This is a genomic window from Bacteroides sp. B1-V-101, assembly GCF_023656585.1.
In the GTDB taxonomy this organism is placed as follows: domain Bacteria; phylum Bacteroidota; class Bacteroidia; order Bacteroidales; family Bacteroidaceae; genus Bacteroides; species Bacteroides thetaiotaomicron.
The window spans coordinates 25,006-51,893 of record NZ_JAMOKH010000042.1; the positions used below are offsets into that span (position 1 = coordinate 25,006).

Consider the following 26,888-nt stretch of genomic DNA (forward strand, 5'->3'; position numbering starts at 1 on the left):
TTATTAAAACGATCAATATTATATACAAAAAGACAAACGACATAATTTGACAATGAAGAAAACAATGCCAAGCAAAAGACAGAAATTCAAAAGAAATACCATAAAAGTATTAGTATCTGCTAATATTATATTTGTCTTCCCCTTAAAATAATCCTACCTTTGCTCATCATTAGTTATGGCCTTTGATTAGATAACGAATAAAACATTAACCCTATAAATAACAATATCATGAATAAACAAACCTTTTTAACACTACTTGCTACATTCGCACTCCTCTTCAGTTTCACTTTCTCCTGCCATGCCAAAGGAAAAGATAAAGCTAAACATGTTGTTTTCATCGGTTTGGACGGTTGGGGAGCCTACAGCCTTCCCAAAGCAGATATGCCGAACGTAAAGAAACTGATGGAGGACGGAGCTTACACACTGAAAAAGCGTTCTGCCCTCCCCTCTTCCAGCGCCATCAACTGGGCATCCATGTTTATGGGAGCCGGACCGGAACTTCACGGATACACCGAATGGGGATCTAAAACACCGGAACTTCCCTCACGTGTATTAAATAAGAATGGTATCTTCCCTACTGTTTTCCAATTACTGCGCGATGCCCGCCCGGAAGCGGAAATCGGCTGCCTGTATGAATGGGAAGGAATTAAATATTTAGTAGATACGCTGTCTTTAAGTTATCATTATCATGTTGCCGACTGCAACAAGACTCCGAAAGAACTGGGCAATATGGCTTCTTCTTATATAAAGGAGAAACACCCCGCTCTTGTTGCCATCTGCTATGACGGCCCCGACCACACCGGACACACTGCCGGACACGACACACCGGAATATTACGAGAAACTTAAAGAACTGGATGTGTATGTCGGCCAAATCGTTCAGGCGGTAAAAGACGCAGGAATGCTGGATGATACCATTTTCATATTAACTTCCGATCACGGAGGTATCGATAAAGGTCATGGCGGAAAAACCATGCAAGAAATGGAAACTGCTTTCATCATATCCGGCAAGAATATTAAGAAAGGACTCCGGTTTGACGATGTAAGCATGATGCAATACGATGTGGCGTCCACCATCGCCCGCATCTTTCATTTAGAACAACCACAAGTTTGGATAGGTAGACCCATGGAGATTGTTTTCAAATAATCATTTAGGATGATTAACAGGAAGGGAAAAGGAGAAGCTAAAATAACTGGCTTCTCCTTTTTTATTTATCTATCCACGCTCATAAGATAGGAGATTATAAATACTATTTCTTATAAGTAACAAAATGAGCAGTCATAATAGTTTTATTTCCTATAAGTAATAGAAATCACACCTCCACAGCTGTTAATTACCGAATAACACTTGCATCAACATACATATCCTTATACCTTTGTCCCCCGGCAACACAACATAATATAACTTCAATCATAAAATGTACTCTTTTGACATTCTTAATAAGCAATCCAACTGATTAAAGCAGCATTCAAACACTCTGATAGGACATCTTATCTTTTGTTTATTCAAATTAAAATACAATACGATAGAATTGTATTAGTAAATGATAAAATACTACTTGTCTGACGGAGCATTATCGCCTACTTTTGCATCATCAGTTATTGGTTGAAGTTTCCATGGATCAATCAACAATTGAATAGAGTTTATAATCTAATACAACAAATTATGAGAAGAAAAATTTATTTTCTACTATTCTTTTTTCTTTGCCTGACTAGCATTCCACTGGCAGCCCAGGATATTGAAATAAAAGGAATGGTAACAGAAGCTACAACAAATGAACCCTTACCAGGAGTCACAGTCAGAGTGAAAGGTAAAGACACCGGCACAGTAACAGACATGGATGGTAAATACTCCATCAAAGCGAATAAAGGGAATATACTGATATTCTCAACAATAGGTATGAAACAAATAGAAAAAGCTGTCACGTCCGGAACTCCAATCAATGTATCTATGGAAGAAGATAATATCGCTCTGGAACAAGTAGTAGTGATTGGTTATGGTACAGTGAAGAAGAGTCATCTTTCGGGGGCTGTAGGTTCGGTTAGTGCAAAAGAACTTAACGGTCAGGTTGCTTCTAACGCAGCCACAGCCCTACAAGGGAAAATACCCGGAGTATCAGTAGCCAGTTCCAGTGGTGATCCCAATGGAAGTATGACGATCAATGTTCGTGGTATCAGCTCTTTATCCAACAACAATCCACTTTATGTAGTAGACGGAGCATTTGGAGATATCAGTATGGTCGATCCTAACGATATTTCCTCTATCGAAGTTTTAAAAGATGCTGCTGCGGCAGCAATCTACGGTTCACGTGCAGCAGGTGGTGTTGTACTGATTACCACTAAAAGCGGTCGTAAAGACATGCCGACTAAATTAGATGTCAATTTCTTCACAGGAATCAGCCAGACTCCCAAAACACTGAAAGTTTTTAATGGAGAAGAATACAGCCGCTTCGCACGCTACTACAAATTAGCAGGCGACGGTTATGGTGCAGAAAACGGAGCTACCCCTTTCATTGGTGAAGGAACAGACTGGCAAGACGTGATGTTGCGCACAGCCATGACTTATAAAGCCAATGCTACCATCAGCGGCGGTTCCAAAAGCGGTTCTTACAGTTCATCTGTCAGCTACCTTAATAAAGAAGGTATACTGCGCAACACTGATCATGAATCTTACAATATCCGTTTGAAAAGCGATTATTCTTTCTTCGACAATCGCTTGACAACAGGTGAATCTATGATTGTAAATCTGACAAAAGGTAGTGGATACATTCATCAGGATACCATGTTCGATATCTTTCAGTTCCCGTCAGTAGTACCGGTATACGATCCTACAAACGCAGGGAGCTGGGGTACTTCCAATGACATCAATTTACCGAATCCATTGGCTGAAATGACAGTCAACGACGAACGGACAGAAACAACCAAGATTTTCCTCAATGCCTATTTACAGGCTGAAATCATCAAAGGACTAAAGTACAAACTCAATGTAGGTATCAGAAAAGAGCATACTAAGTGGCGTTATTACAAGGATGTATACGATTTAGGAACATTCGGTAAAAACGACAAGCCCGACCTTGAAGAAAAATCGTCAACATGGGAATCATGGGTATTAGAAAACACCCTGAATTATGACCGTACATTCGGCAAACACAATTTGTCACTCCTTGCCGGATACTCTGCCCAGAAAGACAAAAGTTACAGCCTTTATGGTAAAAATGGAGATATGCCCCAGTTCATTGAAACAATGCCGGGCAATGTAGATCCTTCCAACCTGAAAGCATCCAGTTCGCTGAATGAACTTGCATTGGTATCTCTGTTCGGACGTGTCATGTATTCCTTTGACGACCGTTATTTATTCTCGGCATCTATTCGCCGTGACGGTTCTTCACGTTTCAGAAGTGGACATCAATATGGTGCATTCCCTTCTGCTTCTATTGGATGGAACATCAACCGCGAAAAATTCTTTAAACCTTTAGAGAATGTATTCGATCAGTTGAAGCTGCGTTTTAGTTATGGTAAACTCGGTAATCAGGAGATGACCAGCTACTATCCGACACAAAGTGTAGTATCGGACGGCATGAACTATGTGATGAATAATTCGCCTTGGTTTGGTTCTATGCCATATGTGCAGGCAATCTCACCCGCCAATTTAACATGGGAAAATACGGAGACCTATAACATCGGTTTAGATGTCAGTCTGCTAAACGGACGATTGACGCTTACTGCTGATGCTTACGTTAAGAATACAAATGATGTGCTATTACCTATTCCTTCTACCGCATCTACCGGTATCAGCGGAAACTCTATTCAGAATGCGGGACAAGTACGGAACAAAGGATTCGAACTTGCGGTCAACTATCGCGGTGCCATCAAGGAAAAGTTCAACTATTACATCGGTGCCAATATCGCAGCCGACAAGAATGAAGTGACCAAAATAACATTAGGCGGACAAAACCTGATGATCTCCGGATACAGCGCACACGGTGCCGGTGGTCGCGGTATCAATATGTTTGCAGAAGGGCATCCGATGTCATATTTCAACCTGATCGAAACAGACGGATTATTCCGCTCGGCAGAAGAGATCGCTAATTATAAAAACAAAGACGGTGAACTCATCCAGCCCGCTGCACAAGTTGGTGATGTCCGCTACAAAGACTGGAACGGTGACGGCAAAATAAACACAGATGACCAGCATGACGTAGGAAGTCCGTTCCCCGATTTCACTTTTGGCATAAGACTCGGCGGCGAATGGAACAACTTCGACTTTAACCTTTTCTTTGACGGAATGGTAGGCAACAAGATATATAATTATCCCCGTTATCGCCTGGAATCAGGAAACTTCAACGGAAATATGAGTACCGTATTGGCCAATTCATGGAGACCGGACAATCAGAACACTGATATTCCTCGTTTCTCTAAGACTGACGGTGCAGACAACAAATGGGCATACACCGACAGATGGCTGGAAGACGGCTCGTACATACGTTTGAAAACATTGGACATTGGCTATACATTACCCAAAGTCCTGACAAAGAAAATCAAACTTGAAAACGTAAGAATATACACTTCAATGGAGAACCTGTTCACATTGACCAAATATTCCGGCTATACCCCCGACCTGGGTGAAAGTTCTGTCGCAGGTGTTGCTTACAATGTATTCTCAAGAGGTATCGACCAGGGACGCTATCCATTGCCCCGTACTATTTCTTTCGGAATACAAGTCAACCTGTAATACCTTAAATTAATATTAAACATTAAACAGTTTATGAACATGAAAAGAAATTGGTTATCATATATGTGCATGGCAGCTCTTTTTTCCGGAGCGCTGACATCGTGCAACGAATCCAGCTTTTTGAATCTGTCGGACCCCAATTACTTCACGGAAAGCAACTTCTGGAAAGATAAAGCAGATGCAGAAAGTGCTTTAGCAGCCGCCTATTCTCCGATAAAAGGAGCCATGTACGGATACTTCGGCGCATTTGACGGCTGGCTAAACTTAAACGGTCGTGGTGACGATATCTACACAATCAAAGGAGAAGAAGTTCCGATGTGGAATATTGCAAACTTCCTGAACTCGCCCTCTACCGGAAATGATCCTTACGGAGCGCTTTATTCAGGCATCCAGCGTGCCAACATCGTACTGCGGTATATTGATCAGATACCTGCATCAGGTATTACTGAAGAAGACCGCTCGATGATCAAAGGCGAAGCACTCTTTCTGCGTGGCTATCAATACTTCCTGTTAGTCAACAATTACAAAGAAGTGCCTTTGAGACTGATTCCATCCAACGAAGATGAAACCAATAAAGCCGCTGCTACAGAAGCTGCATTATGGGCACAAGTAGAAGAAGATCTGGATAACGCCATCAAATGCAACCTGCCAGTAGAACGCTCTACTGCCAAAGAACGCATAACTAAAGGTGCAGCTATTGCAATGCTGGGCAAAGTATATGCCACCCAACACAAATATCCGGAAGCCAAACAGCTATTAGGTACATTACTGAAAGCTCCTTATTCTTACGAATTGATGGACAACTTCGAAAAGAATTTCACAAATGAAGAAGAGTTCAATAAAGAATCCGTATTTGAACTGGCATACAGTCCGGACGGAGACTACTCCTGGAGCAATGAAAGCGGTATCTGTTTAGGTTGCTATATTCCTCAGTTTATCGGTCCGGTAAAATCCGGCGGATGGGCTAAATTAATGCCGAACTCCCTGATCGTAGGAGAGTTTACAAAAGAAACACGTCCGAGTGATGCAGATACCAAGTTTGACAAACGTATGTATGCCAGCCTCTTTTTTGATGCTGCCAACTATGGAGATAAAGTTCCCAACGAGAAATGGTATGGCAATAATTACTCCATGGATGATCTTTGGGAAGGCAATGAAGGAAAAATGGCAGGCGGAGCACCAAGTTTCAACGTCAATGGAACAGCAGGTAAATTCCTGATAAAGAAAAATACCGCATATTATGTGGATGACAAGGCACCGGACAACATGGGCAACAAAGAAGGAAGGTCCAGCAATTTGCGCGTAATGCGCTTTGCCGAGGTACTGTTGCTTTATGCTGAAGCATGCGCCAAAACCAATGATCCGGATGGTGCCAACTATGCTTTAAAGCAAATCCGCCAAAGAGCAGGACTTACGGAAAAGACTTTTGCACAAGCTGAATTAATGAATGAAATAGAACACCAATGCTTATTGGAGTTCTTTGCGGAAGGACATCGTTTTGACGATTTGAAACGTTGGTATTCGCCCAGCGAAATTCAGTTGATCTTCAAGGCGAATGGAAAACAAGGTGCGGAAAACTTCCAGGAAAAACACCTTTATTATCCTATACCGACAAGTGAACTAAACAATAATACTGCCATGGAACAAACCAGTTTATGGAAATAAAAAACCTAGCAAGATTAACTTAATAAAGAAACAACATGAAAAAGATATATTCATTATTATTCGTATCCCTCTTTCTATTCATTGGATACTCTTGTGACGATGGAAGTCTGAGTCACAGTGACGTCTACATCCCGGACCCGGTAGAAGAAACAGACGAGGATGACGGATTCTCAGCCGAACCCACTACAGAAGCTGTCATCAAAGTACAGTTCGGAGAAGGGCACGAACATCAGATAATCGATGGCTTCGGATGTGCCTTTGCAGAGTGGTCACATCGTATATGGAACAACATGATGCGCGAAGATGTAGTCAATGACCTTTTCGGAGAAAATGGCTTGAAGCTTAATATTTTCAGAGGTGAGGTATTTCCACACTATCAGAACCCTACCACAAACGTCATTGACTTCGGAATGAACCGTACCTTCAATCTTGCAGCCAACGACCCTTCTATGATCAATGATTACTGGAGAGACTTTAACGGTTCCGGATGTGGCGAACAAGTACAATTAGGTCAAATGTGGCTGGTAGATATCCTGCAGAAAAAATATAAAGATGTGAAATTTATATTCTCTACCTGGAGTCCTCCCGGAACTATGAAATCTAACGGAAAGCCCTCAGGCGGTAGTCTGGCATCCGGTTCGGAAGACGCATATGCTAACTATCTGATTGACTTCATCAAAGCATACACTGAAAAGTTCGGCATTGAGATATATGCAATATCACCATCTAATGAGCCTAACAGCAGTGGAACGGGATGGAACGGTTGTAGCTGGAGTTATACAAATCTGGCAAACTTCTGCCAGAAGAATCTTCGCCCGGCTTTAGATAAAGCAGGTTATCAAGACATGAAGATTATCTTTGGAGAGCACTCGTGGTGGAAAGCAGGAGTCACTTTTCTTGAAAATGGCTTGAAAGCCTGTCCCGATCTGGTTAACTCCAACATTATTGCAGCAGCTCACGGATACACATTAATTGGCAACACTGAGTTTGTACAATCACCACTCTGCGCTGAAAATAATATTCATTTATGGAATACGGAAACCAGTTCTACAGACACATACGATCCATCCTGGAAAAACGCGATGCAATGGGCTACTACTTTCCATAATTATCTGGCAGTTTCCAACCTAAACGCATTTATCTGGTGGGCAGGTGCACGTCCTTGTACGAATAATGAAGCGTTGATCAGACTGGAAGAAGCACTTCCCGGAACCAATTATGAAAGAGCGTCCCGCTACTACAGTTACGGACAATTTACTAAGTTTACCCCGGAAGGAAGCCGACGTGTGGATATCAAGACTGTTGCTCCCGAAGGTGACGAAGAAGCATTCCCGAAAGAACTGTTGATGACAGCTTACATCAAGGACGACAATTATACGATCGTACTGGTAAACAATTCTACAAGCAAGGCCTTCGAAACCAAACTGGAAATTGAAGGAAAAGAGTTTCAGACCATGATCTCGTATACATCAGATGAAGGAGTTAAGTGGCAACGCAAAAAAGTAAATCCATCTCTCAGCGGATTGCGCTCCATTACAGTCCCTAAGTTTAGTGTAGTAACCATCACTGGTAAAATGAAAGATATTGAAGCTGAATAAATAGTCTAAATAAACAATGAATATCATGAAAAGAAATCTATTATATTTGGCAGGATTCCTGCTTGCAGCCGCTACTGTTTTCTCCGGCTGTAATGACGATGATCCATCCTATCACGACTTAGTGCCGAATACGCAGGAGTTGATCATTAATCTGGATGAGACCCCGGAAGGAATCATTCAAATAGTTCAAGGCAACGGCAATTATAAAATTACAAGTTCCAATGAAGATGTAGCAACCGCCATTGCCGAAGGTAACAAAATTAAAGTAACAGCTCTGAAAGCCGGTAGTACCGACTTATCTATTACCGACTGGGCTAAAATGAGTACCAATGTCAAAGTCATCGTCGATCAGTTAAGTGAACTGGTTTTGTCCAATTCGGCTACAACAATGTATCCGGGTGAAAACAAGACAGTCAATGTTTATACAGGAAACAGAGGCTACAAAGTAACAGTTGACAAAGAATCTGTCGTGAAAGCTACAGTAGATGAAGAAGGACATATACAGATAGAATCTCTGGCACCAGGCAATGCAACAGTTACAGTGACCGACAGACTGAACAAGAGTGCAGAATTTTCAGTAAAAGTAATAAAGAAACTTGTAGTTGACAATAGTGAAGAAATTGCTTATTTGACAGTCGGTGAACCTTTGACAATCAAGATTCTGGACGGTAACGGAGGCTATACCTGCACAAATAATGGTTCTGCCACTTATCTGAAATGCACGATAGCGGAAAATGGAACAGATGTTATCATCGAAGGTCTTAAAAGATATCGTTTCAACAAGACGGTAACAATCAAAGACCAGGAAGGAGAGTCAATCAGCATCAATATAGTCTATATCGACGACCTATATCTGGAGAATCCATCATATCGTTACTTAATAGCAGGTTCATCTTCTTATCAGTCTGTCTCTACCTCGGCAGTGGGTTCCATTACTCATTCGGAAGAGTTCAATATGTCCGAAATTGTTATAAAAGGAACAGGAACTTATGCCAGCGGTTTTGCAGTTCAGTTTACAGGTGATTTGACGAAAGGCAACAAAGGTGATGCGGTACTGTATAAAGTAACAAGAAATGCAGTGGACAAAAAAGTGAAATATCCGATAGAAGATTGCCGGATCGATAAAGTGGAAGATGGTTGGTACTGGGTCAGCTTCTTAGAACCCAATTGTACCATCCGCTCTTATATGATTACCAAACAATAGTTTATAGACTTGACACATGTATTTTTTGAAAGTACCCCCATACTTTCAAAATGACAAAAGTACAAAGAGACTGTCCCTACAACACCGTATATCTCAGGTATGTCTGGCTTGTAAACAGTCTCTTTTGTCCTGTCAAGTAATACAAAAAGGATCGCAAGCCGATGCTTTACTCTAATTTTATGAATTGATATGAATAGATATGATAACAGACTACATATTCTCACTAAAGAATATGATGAGCTCATCTCACGTGAAAATGAAAAGATACTGCCCGGCAATGGTGTTTTTGAACGATACAAATACCCCATTCTGACAGCAGACCACCCCCCGCTGGAGTGGAGATACGACTTCAATCCGGAAACAAATCCCTATCTGATGGAACGTTTCGGCATTAACGCCGTATTCAATGCAGGCGCTATCAAATTCAACGGGAAATATCTTATTATGGCACGAGTAGAAGGGCATGACCGCAAATCATTCTTTGCCATCGCAGAAAGTCCCAATGGTATCGACAACTTCCGCTTCTGGGAATATCCGGTACAACTGCCGGACCTATATCCGGAAGAAACGAACGTCTACGATATGCGTCTGACAAAACACGAGGACGGATGGATATACGGTATCTTCTGCTCGGAAAGCAAAGATCCGGACGCACCCGCAGGAGACCTCACATCGGCCATTGCAGCAGCAGGAATCATACGCAGCAGGGACCTTAAAAACTGGGAACGCCTGCCCAACCTCGTCTCCCAAAGCCAGCAACGGAATGTGGTGCTGCACCCCGAATTCGTAGACGGCAAATATGCATTGTACACCCGTCCGCAGGACGGATTCATCGATGCAGGCAGCGGAGGCGGTATTTCATGGGCATTGATAGACGATATCACTCATGCAGTGGTCAAGAAGGAAATCGTTATAGAACAGCGCCATTATCACACGATCAAAGAAGTGAAAAACGGTGAAGGGCCTCATCCCATCAAGACTCCCGAAGGATGGCTACATCTGGCACACGGAGTCCGTGCCTGTGCTGCCGGACTCAGATATGTCCTATATCTGTATATGACGTCTTTAGATGACCCCAGTAAAGTGATAGCCCAGCCGGGAGGTTACTTCATGGCACCCGTGGGAGAAGAAAGAACCGGAGATGTATCCAACGTGTTATTCTCCAACGGATGGATCGCAGATGAAGACGGAACGGTATACATCTACTATGCTTCCTCCGACACACGGATGCACGTAGCGACTTCTACGATCGAACGGCTAATCGATTACTGCCGGCATACACCGGAAGACAGACTCCGTTCCACGACTTCCGTGAAAAGCATATACGATATCATAGAAGCCAATAAGCTCGTGATGTCGGAAAATGCCGTTATATTATAGTTCCGGAAGCAGTATTATCATCTGTCTTTCAGGATGTTCCATTCTGCATGATGGATATTAACAACTGAGTTGCAGGGTATTAACATCTGACACGTCAAGTCTTAACACCTGACGTGTCAGCTATTAAAGCCTGAGAAGTCAGATAAATAGTATCAGATAGTATCAGTATGAGTTAAAATAATATTTGTTTCTTCCCCACATTCGACCTACTTTTGTACCTGATAGATTATTAATGTACAAAACCTAATCAAAATAGCAACATGAAATTACACACATCCGATCTTCTGATCATCTGCGCCTACCTCATTGCCATGATTGTCATCGGACTCATACTGAAAAAACGGGCCGCACAAAATATGGACTCCTATTTCCTGGGAGGCAAATCACTGCCCTTCTATATGCTTGGCCTGTCCAATGCATCCGGGATGTTCGACATCACTGGTACGATGCTAATGGTTTACTGGGCATTTGCCTACGGATTCAAAAGTCTCTGGATTCCCTGGCTGTGGCCGGTATTCAATCAGATATTCCTCATGGTTTATCTGTCGGTGTGGTTGCGGCGTTCCAATGTGCTCACCGGAGCCGAATGGATCAAAACCCGCTTCGGTAAAGGCAAGGGAGCGACACTCTCTCATACCATCGTTGTCGTATTTGCGTTATTAAGCGTACTCGGATTTCTAAGTTACGGATTCATAGGAATAGGCAAGTTCATGGAAATCTTTATTCCCTGGGAAGTCATTTCACCCTACATTCCTTTCACTGTTTCACCGGAGTATGTTCCGCATGTATACGGTATCTTCTTCACAGCTATCGCTACCTTCTACGTCATGTTGGGAGGAATGCTGAGCATCGTATGGACGGATGTCGTACAGTTCCTTATCATGACGGTGGCAGGCATCGTTATCGTAGTGATCGGTATGCAGATGGTGGCGCCGGATATGATACACTCCTTTGTACCTACCGGATGGGATTCCCCTTTCTTCGGATGGACGCTCGATATTGACTGGAGCAGCCGGATGAGTTTGCTGACCGAACGAATGGCGAACGAACCTTACAGTCTGATAGGCATCTTTGTCATGATGGCGTTGCTCAAAGGCATCTTCATGAGTATGGCAGGGCCTGCGCCCAACTATGATATGCAGAAAATTCTGTCCTGCAAGTCTCCCAAAGAAGCGGCGATGATGAGTGGTTCCGTATCCGTAGTGCTGTTGATTCCACGCTATCTGATGATTATGGGATTTGCATTACTTGCCATCTATTTCTTCAAGGAAGACGGCGGACTGACACAGATGGAAGTGACCCGCACAGACTTTGAGACGATTCTTCCCCATCTGATCACACGATATGTTCCGGCAGGACTTGCAGGATTATTATTGGCAGGTCTACTGGCAGCTTTCATGTCGACCTTTGCCTCTACCGTCAATGCAGCCCCTGCATATATCGTAAATGATATTTATCTGAAATACATCAATCCGAAAGCAAGCGTGAAAACTCAGATACGCAGTAGTTATGTCATCTCTGTGGCAGTAGTGGTGGTGAGCACTGTCATCGGATTCTTCCTGAAAGATATCAATGAAATCTTCCAGTGGATTGTAGGTGCACTGTTCGGAGGATACATCGCAGCCAACGTACTGAAATGGCATTGGTGGCGTTTCAACGGTGAAGGTTACTTCTGGGGAATGACTGCCGGAGTAGTGGCAGCTATTGTAATGAAATTTACCGTTCCGGATGCATGGGTACTTTATTTCTTCCCCGTACTGTTCGGCGTCTCTCTGATCGGATGTATCATCGGGACTTACAGCGCTCCGGCTACAGATGAAGAGACTCTGATCAACTTCTATGTCAATGTACGCCCGTGGGGATGGTGGAAACCGATTCAGGAGAAAGCAATCGCCCGCTACCCGCATATTCAGGCGAATAAAAACTTCAAAAGGGATGCCTTCAATGTGGCGATAGGAATCATCTGGCAATGTACGCTTACCATCATCCCGATGTACCTCGTTGTCCGCGAACAATTAGGACTCTGGAGTTCTATCGCCTTGCTTCTGATTACCACGCTGATATTAAGAAAGACCTGGTACAAGCCTTTGTGTAAGGAGGAAGCGAGATACAACGAAGAGATGAAACAAATACGATAAGTATCAGCATAATTAATTTATATCATAAATTTAGGCACGGATGACACGGATTTCACGGATTTAAAAGATCGGTCAATTAAAAACCACGTTAACCCGTGTCATCCGTGCCTAATAAAACAGAGAACCGACCATGAAAAGACTATCCGTAATACTCTTGTCATTTTTACTATATCTTCCGCTGTGCGCACAATTTAAAGGAACCGTCTATGTCGACACCAATCAATCGGGCACATTCGACAAAGGAGACAAACCGCTGGCAGGAGTGATGGTAACAGACGGAATGAACGTAGTAAAAACAGATAAAAAAGGCCGGTTCTCACTATCGGGATTCAAGAAAACCCGATTTATCAGCATTACTACACCTGCCGGATTCGAGACACAACAATTCTACCTCCCTGTCAAGGAAGACAGAAAAAGCTATGATTTTATAGTGACCGAAAGCGAACGGACCAAGACCAGAGAACACTCCTTTATCCATATCACCGACACGGAAGTGACCGGAGGAGTGGGGCGTTGGGTCACCGACCTACAACAATACATAAAGAACGAACAACCGGCTTTTCTGATTCATACCGGAGACATCTGCTACGAACCGGGACTCACAGTGCACAATCAAGTAGTGAATGCACAAACAATGGGCTGCCCCGTCTATTACTGCATAGGCAACCACGACCTGGTGAAAGGCAACTACGGCGAAGAACTTTATGAATCGATTTATGGCCCGACATGGTATTCGTTCGATGTCGGCAACGTGCATTACGTCGTTACTCCCATCGACCACGGAGACAACCCGACCGATTACACGCAAAGGGATGTATACAACTGGCTGAAGAATGACCTCGCCCTGATGAAGAAAGATCAGGCGCTTGTTCTTTTTAACCACGACCTGTTTACTCCCAGCGATAACTTCGTATTCAAGGCAGACAAAAAGGATATCCTCGACCTCCGTATGTTCAACACGAAAGCACAAATCTACGGACATATGCACTACAACTACGTCCGCAATCAGAAAGGCATTTATACCATCTGCACCGGCACACTGGACAAAGGAGGCATCGATCACTCCCCTTCTTCTTTCAGAGACATAAAGATAGATGCCAACGATCACCTCACAACGCAACTGCGTTATACTTTCATCGAACCGCAAATCGCTATCGTTTCTCCGATGAAGAATCAAGCAGCCCCCATACATCCGGAAACCGGCAATCAGCTTCCGGTCTCCGTCAACACCTATAACTCACAGGCAAAAACATCGTCCGTATCTTATGTACTGAGCAATCCGGAAGACGACCGGGAAATAGCCAAAGGTAACCTGTCGCCCCTCACCGACTGGAACTGGAGCGGAAGTATTCAAATACCCGCTAACGAAAACGGAAAGAAACTGAACCTGACAGTGACTTCATCCTTCAACGACGGAAAGGAAGCGACTGCCACCAGCCAGTTCCTTTATCAGAAAGATTTCAAATCGACTGCTATCACAGGGAAGGACTGGAATACCCTACTTCAGAACGCAAGTCACTCCGGCGGAATAAATGATTCCCAAATCAAACTCCCCCTGCAACTACAATGGACAGCGAACACAGGAAGTAACATCTTCATGGCCTCCCCCCTCATCGTCGGACAAAAAGTATTCATTGCCACTACCGATGATAACACATCGCTCAACACCTATATTTGTGCATTCGACTTCCATTCCGGCAAACAGCTATGGAAGTTCCGCACGGAAAACTCGGTAAAGAATACGATTGCCTGCGAAAATGAAATCGTTGTAGCCCAGGATGCCTCCTGCAATCTGTACGCCCTCGACGCAGCATCCGGAAAACCACTGTGGCAACAATACATCAACTTAAAGAACTATCCCTATCTGAGCGAAGGACTGACAGTTGACAAAGGAATCGTTTATGCCGGAATCGGCGCCGGACTTTCAGCCTACGACCTGAAAACAGGAAAAGTGATATGGACCAACACGGACTGGAAACAACGGGAAGGCTCGACCACCACGTTAACCATCGCCGGAGACGTACTAATCAGTGGTACCCAATGGGGAGGACTGTATGGCAACGACATCCGCACTGGCAAACAACTCTGGAAGCTCTCCGACAACGGACTCGGCAACCGAGGTGCCTCTCCGGTCTACAAAGACGGAAAATTATGGATCATCTCCTCCAAAAGCTTTTTCCTGATAGAACCTCAAACCGGTAAAGTACTCCAGCAAAAGGAACTGTCCGCCAACCTGGACGTGACATCTACCCCGCTTGTCACCGAACATGAGATTATCTTCGGCAGCGCAGACCGTGGAGTCTTCGCTCTCGACAAACCGACTCTTTTCATCAAATGGAGAGCCGAGACTTTACCTTCTCTTGTATACACTGCTCCTTATTCTTCTACGCCACAGGCAGCAGTAGAAACAAGCCCTGTATCTTCACAAGGAATGGTCTATATCGGAGCTTCCGACGGGTATTTATACGCCATCGACCAGTCAACAGGGATTATCAAAGACAAGTTGTATTTCGGAGCACCTGTTTTCTCCACAGTAGCAGTATCGGGAAACAGGATGATTGTTTGCGACTTTGCGGGTAATGTTTATTGCCTGTCGTCAAAAGCGGCAGAAGAATAAAGTACATCCCGCCTCACACAGTTTTCTCCACCCGCAGCGTTGTAATTTAAAGATTATCACGTATCTTTGCCCCTCAATCATAAATACGAGATATGGCTATTACAATCAAGAAAGTCTCTACAAAGAGAGAACTTAAGAAGTTTATTCGCTTTAATTACAGGATGTATAAGGGCAATCCATATTCCGTGCCCGACCTTTACGATGACATGCTCAACACATTCAACAAAAAGAAGAATGCGGCATTCGAGTTCTGTGAAGCAGATTACTTCCTGGCATACCGGGACGACAAAATCGTAGGTCGTGTGGCCGCTATCATCAATAACCGTGCCAACGAAAAGTGGGAATGCAAGAACGTCCGTTTCGGATGGATAGATTTCATTGATGACCCCGAAGTATCATCCGCACTCATCAAGACCGTCGAAGACTGGGGAAAAGAGCGCGGCATGACTCACATCACAGGTCCTCTGGGATTCACCGATTTCGATGCGGAAGGAATGCTGATCGAAGGATTCGACCAGCTCAGCACAATGGCTACTATCTACAACCACCCGTATTACCCCGTACACATGGAGAGACTCGGTTTCGAGAAAGACGCCGACTGGGTGGAATACAAAATCTACATCCCCGATGCCATCCCCGACAAGCACAAGCGTATCTCCGAACTGATTCAACGAAAATACAACCTGAAGATAAAGAAATACACCTCCGGAAGAAAAATAGCCAAAGACTACGGACAGGAAATCTTCGAACTGATGAACGAAGCATACAGCCCGCTCTACGGCTACTCTCCGCTGACGCAACGGCAAATCAACCAGTACGTAAAGATGTATCTCCCGATTCTCGACTTACGGATGGTTACCCTCATTACCGATGCCGATGACAAGCTGGTATGCGTAGGCATCTCCATGCCGTCTCTTGCCGAGGCCCTGCAAAAGTCACACGGCCGTCTGCTCCCTCTCGGATGGTTCTATCTGCTGAAAGCACTGTTCATGAAACGCCGTGCCAAAATGCTTGACCTGCTGCTTGTAGCAGTCAAACCGGAGTACCAGAATAAAGGTGTTAACGCTTTGTTATTTTCCGATTTAATTCCAGTTTATCAAAAATTAGGTTTTATCTTTGCGGAAAGCAACCCCGAACTGGAACTGAACGGAAAAGTTCAGGCACAATGGGATTACTTTGAGACTAAGCAACATAAGCGCCGCCGTGCGTTCACCAAAGAGATTAAATAACAGCTATGGAAGAGAACGAATTGATATCTGTAGACAACAACAATGCAGTAGAGTACACTGACGACAACATCCGCCACCTGAGCGACATGGAACATGTGCGCACACGCCCCGGTATGTACATCGGTAGGCTGGGCGATGGCGCGCACGCCGAAGACGGAATCTATGTCCTCCTCAAAGAAGTCATTGACAACAGTATCGACGAGTTCAAGATGCAAGCCGGTAAGAAAATCGAAATTACCGTTGAAGAGAACCTCCGCGTCAGCGTACGTGACTACGGACGAGGCATCCCGCAGGGAAAGCTGGTAGAAGCCGTAAGCGTACTGAACACGGGTGGTAAATACGACAGCAAGGCATTTAAGAAAAGCGTCGGACTGAACGGTGTCGGTGTGAAAGCCGTCAACGCATTGAGCTCTCGTTTTGAAGTACGCAGTTACCGTGACGGTAAAGTGCGTATCGCCACATTCTCCAAAGGAAACCTGCAGACCGACGTGACGCAGGACACCGAAGAGGACAACGGAACCTTTATCTTCTTCGAACCGGACAATACGCTGTTCGTCAACTACTGCTTCAAGCCCGAATTTATCGAGACCATGTTGCGTAACTATACATATCTCAACACGGGACTCGCCATCATTTACAACGGTCACCGCATCCTGTCGCGCAACGGTCTGGTAGACCTGCTGAACGACAACATGACGGCAACCGGCCTCTATCCCATCGTCCACCTGAAAGGAGAAGACATCGAAATCGCCTTCACTCACACCGGACAGTACGGAGAAGAGTATTACTCCTTCGTCAACGGTCAGCACACCACACAGGGGGGTACCCATCAGAGTGCTTTCAAAGAACATATCGCCCGTACCATCAAAGAGTTCTTCAACAAGAACATGGACTATACCGACATCCGTAACGGACTGGTTGCCGCCATCGCCGTCAATGTGGAAGAGCCGATCTTCGAAAGCCAGACCAAAACGAAACTGGGATCTACCAACATGACTCCCGGCGGCGTGACAGTCAACAAATACGTAGGCGACTTCATCAAGTTGGAAGTAGACAACTTCCTGCACAAAAACGCGGACGTAGCGGAAGTAATGCAGCAAAAGATACAGGAATCGGAAAAGGAACGGAAAGCCATCGCAGGCGTCACGAAGCTGGCACGCGAACGTGCCAAGAAGGCCAACCTGCACAACCGCAAGTTGCGCGACTGCCGCATCCACCTCAACGACCCGAAAGGGAAAGGAATGGAAGAAGACTCCTGCATCTTCATCACCGAGGGAGACTCGGCGAGCGGTTCCATCACCAAAAGCCGTGACGTAAACACTCAGGCAGTATTCAGCCTTCGCGGTAAACCGCTGAACTCGTTCGGACTGACGAAAAAGGTAGTCTACGAAAACGAAGAATTCAACCTGCTGCAAGCTGCGTTAAATATAGAGGACGGCATAGAAGGACTCCGTTACAACAAAGTGATCGTTGCCACCGATGCCGATGTGGACGGTATGCACATCCGCCTGCTGCTCATCACGTTCTTCCTGCAATTCTTCCCCGACCTCATCAAGAAAGGTCACGTATATATTCTGCAAACGCCGTTATTCCGCGTGCGCAACAAGAAGAAAACGGTGTACTGCTACAGCGAGGACGAACGGGTGAACGCCATCAACGAACTAAGCCCCAACCCGGAAATCACCCGATTCAAGGGACTGGGAGAAATATCACCGGACGAATTCAAGCACTTTATCGGCAAGGATATGCGCCTGGAACAAGTGACATTGCGTAAGACAGATGCCGTAAAAGAACTCCTGGAGTTCTACATGGGCAAGAATACAATGGAACGACAGAACTTTATTATAGACAATCTGGTTATAGAAGAAGACTTGGCCAGTTAATACAAAGAGTAATTATGATATTTGTTGAAGAACTAAGAGTTGGCAATATTGTCAATACACCAATATGTCCTGGAAAGATTGTAGGAATCTATAAAGATAACTACTTTTCATCATACACAATCGCCATAAATAATTTGAATTGTCAAATTATATCCAATATTAATGATATCAATCCGATACTCATATCAGAAGAGATTTTACTCAAATCGGGATTTAAAAAAGTACAACAAACCCATACTGATGAAAATAATGGTGCTTTAGTTTATGAATATTTGTACTTTCATAATATCGATGATATCTATTGCATATTCTATGGGCATGGAGAATTTAAATTTGGTCAATATAATAATAGTTATGATATAGGAGAAAATGTCTTTATACTAACTCGTATAAGATATATCCATCAAATGCAAAATCTATATAAAGATTTAACAAATAAAGATATAGATATTATTATATGACAAATAATACAAGTAGGTTAATGAGAAGAGCTATATTTCCGGGTACATTCGACCCCTTCACCATCGGTCATTATTCGGTAGTGGAACGTGCACTCACCTTTATGGACGAGGTAATCATCGGGATCGGTATCAACGAAAACAAGAATACCTATTTCCCCATCGAGAAAAGAGAAGAAATGATCCGGAATCTCTACAAGGACAATCCCCGCATCAAAGTGATGTCTTACGACTGTCTGACGATAGACTTTGCCCAACAGGTAGAAGCACAATTCATCGTTCGCGGCATCCGCACGGTCAAGGATTTCGAGTATGAGGAAACGATTGCCGACATTAACCGCAAACTGGCGGGCATCGAAACCATCCTGCTCTTCACAGAACCGGAACTGACCTGCGTCAGCTCAACGATTGTACGTGAGCTGCTGACTTACAACAAAGATATCAGCCAGTTTATCCCCGAAGGAATGGAGATAAATTGAAAGTCGGTAGTATCTCTATTGAGGCTGACTTTAAAGTCAGCCTCAGGGGAATGAAGATAGTTTGGATAACGCAAAGGTAACTTGCGAAACTTGAAATAATAATTAATGATGATGAAGAAGATTAAAGTATATGCCCTCCTGGTTTGTCTGTTGGCAACGTCCGCTGCACAGGCCCAAAGTTTCGGCTCCGCCGCCATGCGCAAACTCCAAATGGCGGAATTCGCGATTTCCAACTTCTACGTAGACAAAGTAGATGAAGACAAACTGGTAGAAGAAGCTATCATCAAGATGCTGGCACAGCTCGACCCGCACTCCACTTACTCGGATGCCGAAGAAGTGAAGAAGATGAACGAACCGCTTCAAGGCAACTTCGAAGGCATCGGCGTACAGTTCCAGATGATCGAGGACACCCTGCTCGTCGTACAACCCGTCAGCAACGGCCCCTCCGAGAAAGTGGGCATCCTTGCCGGCGACCGCATCATTGCCGTCAACGACTCCGCCATCGCAGGAGTAAAAATGAGCACGGAAGATATCATGAAGCGTCTGCGTGGTCCGAAAGGTTCGAAAGTCAACCTGACCATCGTCCGCCGTGGAGTACAAGACCCGCTCGTGTTCACCGTGAAAAGAGATAAGATACCTATCCTGAGTCTCGACGCTTCCTACCTGATTCAGCCAAAGATCGGATACATCCGCGTCAACCGCTTTGGCGCAACCACCGCCGAAGAATTCAAGAAGGCAATGAAAGGCCTGCAACAGCAAGGCATGAAAGACCTCATCCTCGACCTGCAAGGCAACGGCGGAGGATATCTGAACGCCGCCATCGACCTTGCCAACGAATTCCTCGGACAGAAGGAACTGATTGTTTACACCGAAGGCCGGACCGCACAGCGCAGCGAGTTCTTCGCCAAAGGAAACGGAGAGTTCCGTGACGGCCGCCTCATCGTATTGGTAGACGAATACACCGCTTCCGCCAGCGAAATCGTGAGCGGCGCAGTGCAGGACTGGGACAGAGGTATCATCGTAGGCCGCCGTTCTTTCGGCAAAGGACTGGTGCAACGTCCTATCGACCTGCCGGACGGCTCCATGATCCGACTGACCATTGCACGGTACTACACCCCTGCCGGTCGTTGCATCCAAAAGCCGTATGACAGCTCGACCGATTACAATAAAGACCTGATAGACCGCTTCAACCACGGAGAACTGATGAATGCCGACAGCATCCACTTCCCCGACTCATTGAAAGTGCAGACCAAGAAACTGAAACGTACCGTTTACGGCGGAGGCGGCATCATGCCGGACTACTTCGTTCCGATTGACACGACACTCTACACGGACTATCACCGGAAACTGGTCGGCAAAGGGGTCATTATCAAATTCACGATGAAATTCATCGAAGATCACCGCAAGGAACTGGCCGATAAATATAAGAAGTTCGAAAGCTTCAACGAAAAGTTTGTTATTGACGACGATATGCTCGCCACCCTCCGCGAAATGGGTGAGAAAGAAGGGGTGAAGTTCAACGAAGAGCAGTATCAGAAGGCACTTCCGCTGATCAAGACACAGCTGAAAGCACTGATAGCCCGCGACCTCTGGGATATGAACGAGTATTTCCGCGTCATGAATACAACGAACGAAAGCGTGCAGAAAGCATTGGAAATCCTCCGTTCGGGCGAGTATCAGAAGAAGTTGAAATAAACATCGAAAAATAAAACGGATCAACCGTACCCGATCAGACACCTTGGTTGTAGTATAAGTAAAATCATTAAAACAGAAGTATGATACGACAGTTTGGTTTTACTTGGACAGCAATCAGCTGGTTACTGATGGGATACGGTTTATTTTTTGCCCTTTCCCCTTTGCAGGCGCAGACCGCCATCAAGAAATTCTCACTAGAGCTAAAGAACGAAAGCCTGCCCGAAGCACTGAAGCAGCTGGAAAAGGCAGGAGGAAAAAACATCCTCTTCACCTACAACGGAACAGAAAGTTATCGGGTGACCGTCAGCATCCGCGAAAAGACGGAACGCGAAGCCATCGACCTTGTACTGGCCGGCAAACCCTTCCTTTGCATCGAACGGGAGGAGTATTTCGTCGTGCAGCGGAAGAAATCGGACAAAGCCATCGCCATAGCAGGCAAAGTATATGACGAAAAAGGAGCCCCCCTGCCCTTTGTCAACATCCTCGCCCTTGCCGCCGATTCCAGTTTCCTTGCCGGAAGCGTGACCGAAGAAGACGGCTCCTTCCATCTCCCCCCGGTAGCGGGAGAAGACTGTCTGCTGAAAGCGACCTACATAGGATACCGCCCGCAAATCATCCCCTGCCGGCAACAAAACACCATCCGCCTGCAACCCGACACAGAGTTACTGAAAGAAGTAGTCGTCACCGCCTCCCGCCCGCTGATAGAACGGAAAGACGGAACGTTGAAGGCCAATATAGCCGGAACACCCCTTTCACTGATGGGATCGGCCAAAGAAATGATCTCCCACCTCCCTTTTGTCACCGGCTCGGACGGAGAATTTACCGTACTGGGCAGAGGAACTCCTGAAATCTATATCAACGGCCGCAAAGTCAGAGACAAGACCGAACTGGACCGTCTGCAAGCCAATGAAATACTATCGGCAGAAATCATCACCACACCGGGCGTACAATATGGCTCTTCGGTAGGCGCCGTCATCCGTCTGCGCACCATCCGCAAACGCGGACAGGGAATGAGCGGCAGTTTCTACACCGACTACTCGCAAGGACGCGAACCGATCGGCAACGAAGGCATATCCCTGAACTACCGTACCGGCGGACTGGATATTTTCGTAAAAGGCGACTTTGCGGAAATCAACAATTACAGAACGGGCAGTTCCAGTCAGGACATTTATGCTTCATCCAACTGGAACCAATCGACAGAGGACAAAAGCAAACAAACCTACCGCACCTTCAACGGCGAACTGGGATTCAACTACGAAATAGACGAAGACCAGTCATTCGGCATGCGCTACATGCCCGGCACGAACATAGGCAATGCACATACTACCAATGAAGGGACAACCCTCATCCTACAAGACGGCAAAGAAGTAGACCACCTGCACGCTCTCCGCCAAACAGATGCCCACACCGGCTGGTGGCAGGCAGCCAACGGATACTACAACGGCACTTTCGGCAAATGGAACATCGACTTCAACGCCGACTACCTGTACGGCCGGGACCGCATCCGTCAATATGCCGAAAACAACGGAACCGAAGACGCCACTTCGAGCAACCGCGTACGCAACCACCTCTATGCCGCCAAACTCCTGCTCACCGCCCCACTCTGGAAAGGCAAACTCAGTTTCGGCACAGAAGAGACATTCACCAACCGCCATGACGTATTTCTCCAAAGCGGCTTCTCCGCTGATGCCGACGACCGCATCAAACAAACGATGCTCTCCGGCTTCTTCGACTACAGCCTGTCGCTGGGAAAATTCAACATTCTGGCCGGACTCCGCTATGAATACCAGCAAACAGACTACTATGAGAAAGGAATCCACCAGGACGGACAAAGCCCCATCTACCGCGACTGGATACCGGTAATCAGTATCAGATACACCTCCGGCAACTGGTTCTTCGCCCTTTCTCACCGGACGCTGAAATACAGTCCCAGCTATGACATGCTCACCAGCGCCATCACCTATCAGAACAAATACTCCTACCAGAGCGGGGAACCGTTTCTCGTTCCTCAGATACGCCGTTCAACCGCTTTCGATGTCGGATGGAAATGGATCAACTTCAGCCTCAACTACGACCATTGCTGGAATATGTACACCAACTATACCCGACCGTATGACGACGTCAACCATCCCGGCGTACTGCTGTTCGGTATGGCAAGCATTCCGCATACCAACATATACGGAGCCAACATCACCCTCTCACCGAAAATCGGCATCTGGCAGCCTCAGTTCACCACCAGTGTCAACTGGTATGACTCGCACGCTGCCTGCATAGGCATCACCCAAAGCTGGAATGAACCGCGATTCCATTTCAGTTTAGACAACAGTTTGAGTTTCCCCAAAGGTTGGTTCTTCAACATCAAAGGAATACTGTCGCCCGGCGCCAAACAAAGTTACGCCATCTGGAAAACCGAAGGAAGAGTAGATGCCCAACTGACCAAATCGTTCCTGAAAGACCAGGCGCTGAAAGTATCGGTAACCGCGAAAGACCTCTTTCACACCGCCCACAGATACTTCACCATCTATGGAGACCGGACTTTCAGTTCCAACCGTGATTACTTAGACCAGCAGCGTTTCGGCATCCGGCTGAGCTATCAGTTCAACGCCACGAAGAGCAAATATAAAGGAACCGGAGCCGGAGCAAGCGAAAAGTCACGTTTGTAATTCCCGGTTTCACAAAGATGACCAACAAGTCGGTTCCATCACAAGAGAGGCTGACTAAAAAGTCAATAGTATTCCCAATCTCCTCCTTCGGGAAGGAGGAGTACCCGTAGGGGGAGGTGGTAGGTGAATACATTAAAGTTACTACCGACTTTTTAGTCGAACTCGGGGAAAAGTACTATTTTTGCAGCTTCAGAATCCAGATAAAGAATGTTCCTGTTCCATAAAAACCAGACAAAACGAGAGGCCTTCGGGCAAATGTTTACGGAAATGTACCCGCGAATGGTCCGTTATGCCTCACAACTGATGGGCGACGGAGAGGAAGCACGGGACATCGTAAGCGAAGTGATGGAGCAGGCTTGGAAACACTTCGAACAATTGGACGAGGCCGACCGCGGAGGCTGGATTTATACAGCAGTCCGCAACGCCTGCCTCAACCGGATGAAGCATCTGCAAGTGGAACGGGACAATGCGAAAGCACTCTACGAAGCAACGCTGGCCGATGTAAAAAGCAACTATCGGGAACACGAAGCACTGTTGCAGAAAGCGGAAACGATAGCCCGAAGCCTGCCGGAACCGACTTGCACCATCCTGCGGCTATGCTATTACGAACATCTCACCTATCGGGAAGTCGCCCAACAACTCGGCATAAGTCCCGACACAGTAAAAAAACATATATCCAAAGCATTGCGTACACTACGCGAAGCCATGAAAGAATAAAGAAGGAGGACACGCTATGGAAGAAAAAGAAAAACGTACCAGCAAAGAAGAAGATTCCGGTTACGGACTGACAGCAGACAGCGACAGTTGCGAACTGGCAACAGACGACCGTACCCCATTCTCCGAAAACGCAGAAACACGCCGTCTGCAAAATGCCTTTGGCGAAGCGTTGGGTGATCTGCCTCTGCCGGACGAAGTCCGGGAAGAATGGACCACATTCCTGCAACGGCAGGCACAGCAGAAGCGCAAACTTTATCTCCGCATCTGTTTATCCGGTGGTGTGGCAGCAGCCATTGCCCTGTTATTGTTACTTTGGTCCCCTTGGCACATCACAGACAAGGACGGCATCCTGCAGAACATCGAAATCTTCACCGCCCTCCATGCACCGGAACAAATTACCACTATCGAAGAGAACGGCAGAATCATCGTATCTACCCCACCCGCCACGACCACCCGCCTCACATTGGAGGACGGAAGCCACGTCCTTTTAAGTGCAAACAGCCGTCTGGAATACCCCAAAGAGTTTTCCTCTCAGGGAAACCGCACCGTAAACCTCACCGGAGAAGCACGCTTCGAAGTGACCAAAGACGCCCACCGCCCCTTCATCGTCTCCGCCGATAAAATGCAGACACAAGTGCTGGGCACCGTATTCGACGTAAATGCCTATCCCGGCAATGCCCCCGCCGTCACCCTGTATCAAGGACGAGTAAAGGTCGGCAAAGCAGCCTCTCCCCTTGAGAAAGAAATAGTACCCGGACAATGTGCCACATTGACCACAAGCGGCGACATCCGTCTGGCGAAAGCCACACGGACAGAAAAAGAAGGATGGACCAAAGACGAGTTTTATTATGACAACACCGAAATGATAACCGTACTGCAAAATATAGGGACCTGGTATAATATCAGTGTCATCTGCCATTCTGCAGACCTTTTACACAAACGAGTCCATTTCCGCTTCAGCCGGAATGTTCCGATAAAGACTTTACTGAATGTACTGAATGATTTAGGCATTGCACACTTCCAGTATAAGGATAAGCAGATAGTAGTAGAATAAACACAATCACCTCCTGACGAAAAAACAAACTTTCATCTGTCATCTTTCACCATTGGTCGCCAAACTCCTTATTCATCGGGGCTTCCGATGATGAAAGATGATATTTCAATCTATCACCCGATCTTTCATCTTTCACCTCAAGAATCTTTCACTTCAAGCACCTTTTATCTTCGGGCAAATCCCGTCTATTCTTGTTTCCCGTTTACTTTCGATAGCATGCGCAGTATGGCACCATAAAAGAAAGAAATCCCTCTTCTCCGGATTTCGTTCTTCCTGCTCAATCCGTTCTTCTTTTCCCATGTACAAAAGCCCTTCATCAACTTCGAACGTATTTCTTCTGTCTCGCATAGCTCACACCTATTCTGCACATAGGTACGTGTCAATACCAAACGAATGATTTCCCGATTCGGACAGAAGCATTCATCTTTAGCCAAAGCAGCCAGCACCACATCCAGCAGGCAAAGGGTACATCGTAACTCTGTTTCCGATAATTGGTCGATACTTTCAATCTGTCCAAAGCTGGGCCAGTTGTCTTTCATAAAGGCAAGTTTATTGGTGGAGCTTTGTAAATCAAGCTTCATCAGGCAGGGACGGGGACAAGTAGAATCATTCATCACTACTATTTTTTATTTGTTTGTGTATTCGCATACCTTCATGAAGAAGGCGCGGAAACTATTACTATATTACCCCATGAGAGGCTCTGGTAAGCCCGCGTCTGAATAATAAGCAATAGCTCCACGCCCATTAGAAGTATATAACAAATTTATATACGAAATGAACGTGGAGACTGACCGCCTATTATCTGCAGACGCAAAATTTACCAGATTTCTCAAAGCAGATAATAAAAACGTTATCTCCAAATCAATAAAACATATCTTTGTTCAGAAGATACGCCACAAATATAGGCATATTTTCCTAATAAGAATACCATTAAGGAAGTAAAATGAGTAAATAGAAGGGAGATGAACAAAACCATCTACAGCCAACAGACTATGTTCCTTCATCGCACGAGATACAAGAATGATTTCCCCTTCTTATTGCCTCTGCACAAAGAACAAGCTGCACGAATACCCAAAAGAAGCAGGAATACTTTGTTTATCTCCCTATTATAGTTTATCTTTGCTACTGATATAGCTAGTTGTTCACGACCGTGAACAGCTCTTACCACGGCCGTGATCAACGCTCTTCACGGACGTGAGCAACGCTTACCACGGCCGTGAACAACTAATGATGCAAGCACCTTCATCCAACAATGTGTACTTCCCTAATAATGGTTGACTTGTTTATCTCTAATAGCTGCTATGTGTTGACTAGAAATATTACTAACCCTGGCAGCTGTTTACTTTATTATTTATTATTCCTGCCTCCGGTTTACTT

Annotated in this window: 17 protein-coding genes; 16 read left to right on the forward strand and 1 reads right to left on the reverse strand. The window is 45.5% G+C overall.

Going from position 1 to position 26,888, the window contains the following annotated elements; all coding sequences use genetic code 11:
- Positions 1 to 228: 228 nt before the first annotated feature.
- The 16 genes from NBH01_RS22040 (at position 229) to NBH01_RS22115 (ending at position 25,511) form a co-directional block, all read left to right on the forward strand.
- Positions 229 to 1,146, forward strand: a complete 918-nt coding sequence (locus tag NBH01_RS22040) for an alkaline phosphatase family protein (protein ID WP_011108591.1) — start codon at positions 229 to 231, stop codon at positions 1,144 to 1,146.
- A 519-nt stretch (positions 1,147 to 1,665) separates the two neighbouring features.
- Positions 1,666 to 4,731 carry a SusC/RagA family TonB-linked outer membrane protein gene (locus tag NBH01_RS22045; protein WP_151209895.1) on the forward strand — a complete coding sequence of 1,022 codons (3,066 nt, stop codon included), beginning with the start codon at positions 1,666 to 1,668 and terminating at the stop codon, positions 4,729 to 4,731.
- Between the two features lie 39 nt (positions 4,732 to 4,770).
- A complete protein-coding gene (locus NBH01_RS22050) occupies positions 4,771 to 6,396 on the forward strand; it encodes a RagB/SusD family nutrient uptake outer membrane protein (RefSeq protein WP_008767302.1) in 1,626 nt (541 codons plus the stop codon).
- Between the two features lie 35 nt (positions 6,397 to 6,431).
- Positions 6,432 to 7,994 (forward strand): glycoside hydrolase family 30 protein, encoded by a 1,563-nt coding sequence (locus NBH01_RS22055; protein ID WP_250700302.1) that lies wholly within the window; start codon positions 6,432 to 6,434, stop codon positions 7,992 to 7,994.
- A 25-nt stretch (positions 7,995 to 8,019) separates the two neighbouring features.
- Positions 8,020 to 9,198: a hypothetical protein gene (locus tag NBH01_RS22060; protein WP_016269078.1), complete on the forward strand. Its 1,179-nt coding sequence runs from the start codon at positions 8,020 to 8,022 to the stop codon at positions 9,196 to 9,198.
- A gap of 189 nt (positions 9,199 to 9,387) precedes the next feature.
- Positions 9,388 to 10,578, forward strand: coding sequence for a glycoside hydrolase family 130 protein (locus NBH01_RS22065; RefSeq protein WP_016269079.1), 1,191 nt, complete (start codon positions 9,388 to 9,390; stop codon positions 10,576 to 10,578).
- A gap of 260 nt (positions 10,579 to 10,838) precedes the next feature.
- Positions 10,839 to 12,716, forward strand: a complete 1,878-nt coding sequence (locus tag NBH01_RS22070; protein ID WP_118337075.1) for a sodium:solute symporter family protein — start codon at positions 10,839 to 10,841, stop codon at positions 12,714 to 12,716.
- Positions 12,717 to 12,846: 130 nt separating this feature from the next.
- Positions 12,847 to 15,333, forward strand: coding sequence for an outer membrane protein assembly factor BamB family protein (locus NBH01_RS22075; protein ID WP_195380672.1), 2,487 nt, complete (start codon positions 12,847 to 12,849; stop codon positions 15,331 to 15,333).
- A 92-nt stretch (positions 15,334 to 15,425) separates the two neighbouring features.
- Positions 15,426 to 16,562, forward strand: a complete 1,137-nt coding sequence (locus NBH01_RS22080; RefSeq protein WP_008761753.1) for a GNAT family N-acetyltransferase — start codon at positions 15,426 to 15,428, stop codon at positions 16,560 to 16,562.
- Positions 16,563 to 16,567: 5 nt separating this feature from the next.
- The gene (locus NBH01_RS22085; protein ID WP_008761752.1) at positions 16,568 to 18,445 is read left to right on the forward strand and encodes a DNA topoisomerase IV subunit B; all 1,878 of its coding nucleotides are present in this window, start codon (positions 16,568 to 16,570) and stop codon (positions 18,443 to 18,445) included.
- Positions 18,446 to 18,459: 14 nt separating this feature from the next.
- Positions 18,460 to 18,906, forward strand: coding sequence for a hypothetical protein (locus NBH01_RS22090; RefSeq protein ID WP_250700303.1), 447 nt, complete (start codon positions 18,460 to 18,462; stop codon positions 18,904 to 18,906).
- A gap of 20 nt (positions 18,907 to 18,926) precedes the next feature.
- The gene (gene coaD / locus NBH01_RS22095) at positions 18,927 to 19,382 is read left to right on the forward strand and encodes a pantetheine-phosphate adenylyltransferase (RefSeq protein WP_250700304.1); all 456 of its coding nucleotides are present in this window, start codon (positions 18,927 to 18,929) and stop codon (positions 19,380 to 19,382) included.
- 111 nt (positions 19,383 to 19,493) lie between these two features.
- Positions 19,494 to 21,077 (forward strand): S41 family peptidase, encoded by a 1,584-nt coding sequence (locus NBH01_RS22100; RefSeq protein WP_250700309.1) that lies wholly within the window; start codon positions 19,494 to 19,496, stop codon positions 21,075 to 21,077.
- An 80-nt stretch (positions 21,078 to 21,157) separates the two neighbouring features.
- Positions 21,158 to 23,740 carry an outer membrane beta-barrel family protein gene (locus NBH01_RS22105; protein WP_250700305.1) on the forward strand — a complete coding sequence of 861 codons (2,583 nt, stop codon included), beginning with the start codon at positions 21,158 to 21,160 and terminating at the stop codon, positions 23,738 to 23,740.
- Between the two features lie 207 nt (positions 23,741 to 23,947).
- Positions 23,948 to 24,457 carry an RNA polymerase sigma-70 factor gene (locus tag NBH01_RS22110; protein WP_250700306.1) on the forward strand — a complete coding sequence of 170 codons (510 nt, stop codon included), beginning with the start codon at positions 23,948 to 23,950 and terminating at the stop codon, positions 24,455 to 24,457.
- 16 nt (positions 24,458 to 24,473) lie between these two features.
- A complete protein-coding gene (locus NBH01_RS22115; RefSeq protein WP_250700307.1) occupies positions 24,474 to 25,511 on the forward strand; it encodes a FecR family protein in 1,038 nt (345 codons plus the stop codon).
- 185 nt (positions 25,512 to 25,696) lie between these two features.
- Here NBH01_RS22115 and NBH01_RS22120 read toward each other — a convergent pair whose 3' ends face one another.
- On the reverse strand, positions 25,697 to 26,125 hold the full coding sequence (locus tag NBH01_RS22120; RefSeq protein ID WP_055218933.1) for a hypothetical protein: 429 nt from the start codon (positions 26,123 to 26,125) through the stop codon (positions 25,697 to 25,699).
- Positions 26,126 to 26,888 lie beyond the last annotated feature (763 nt).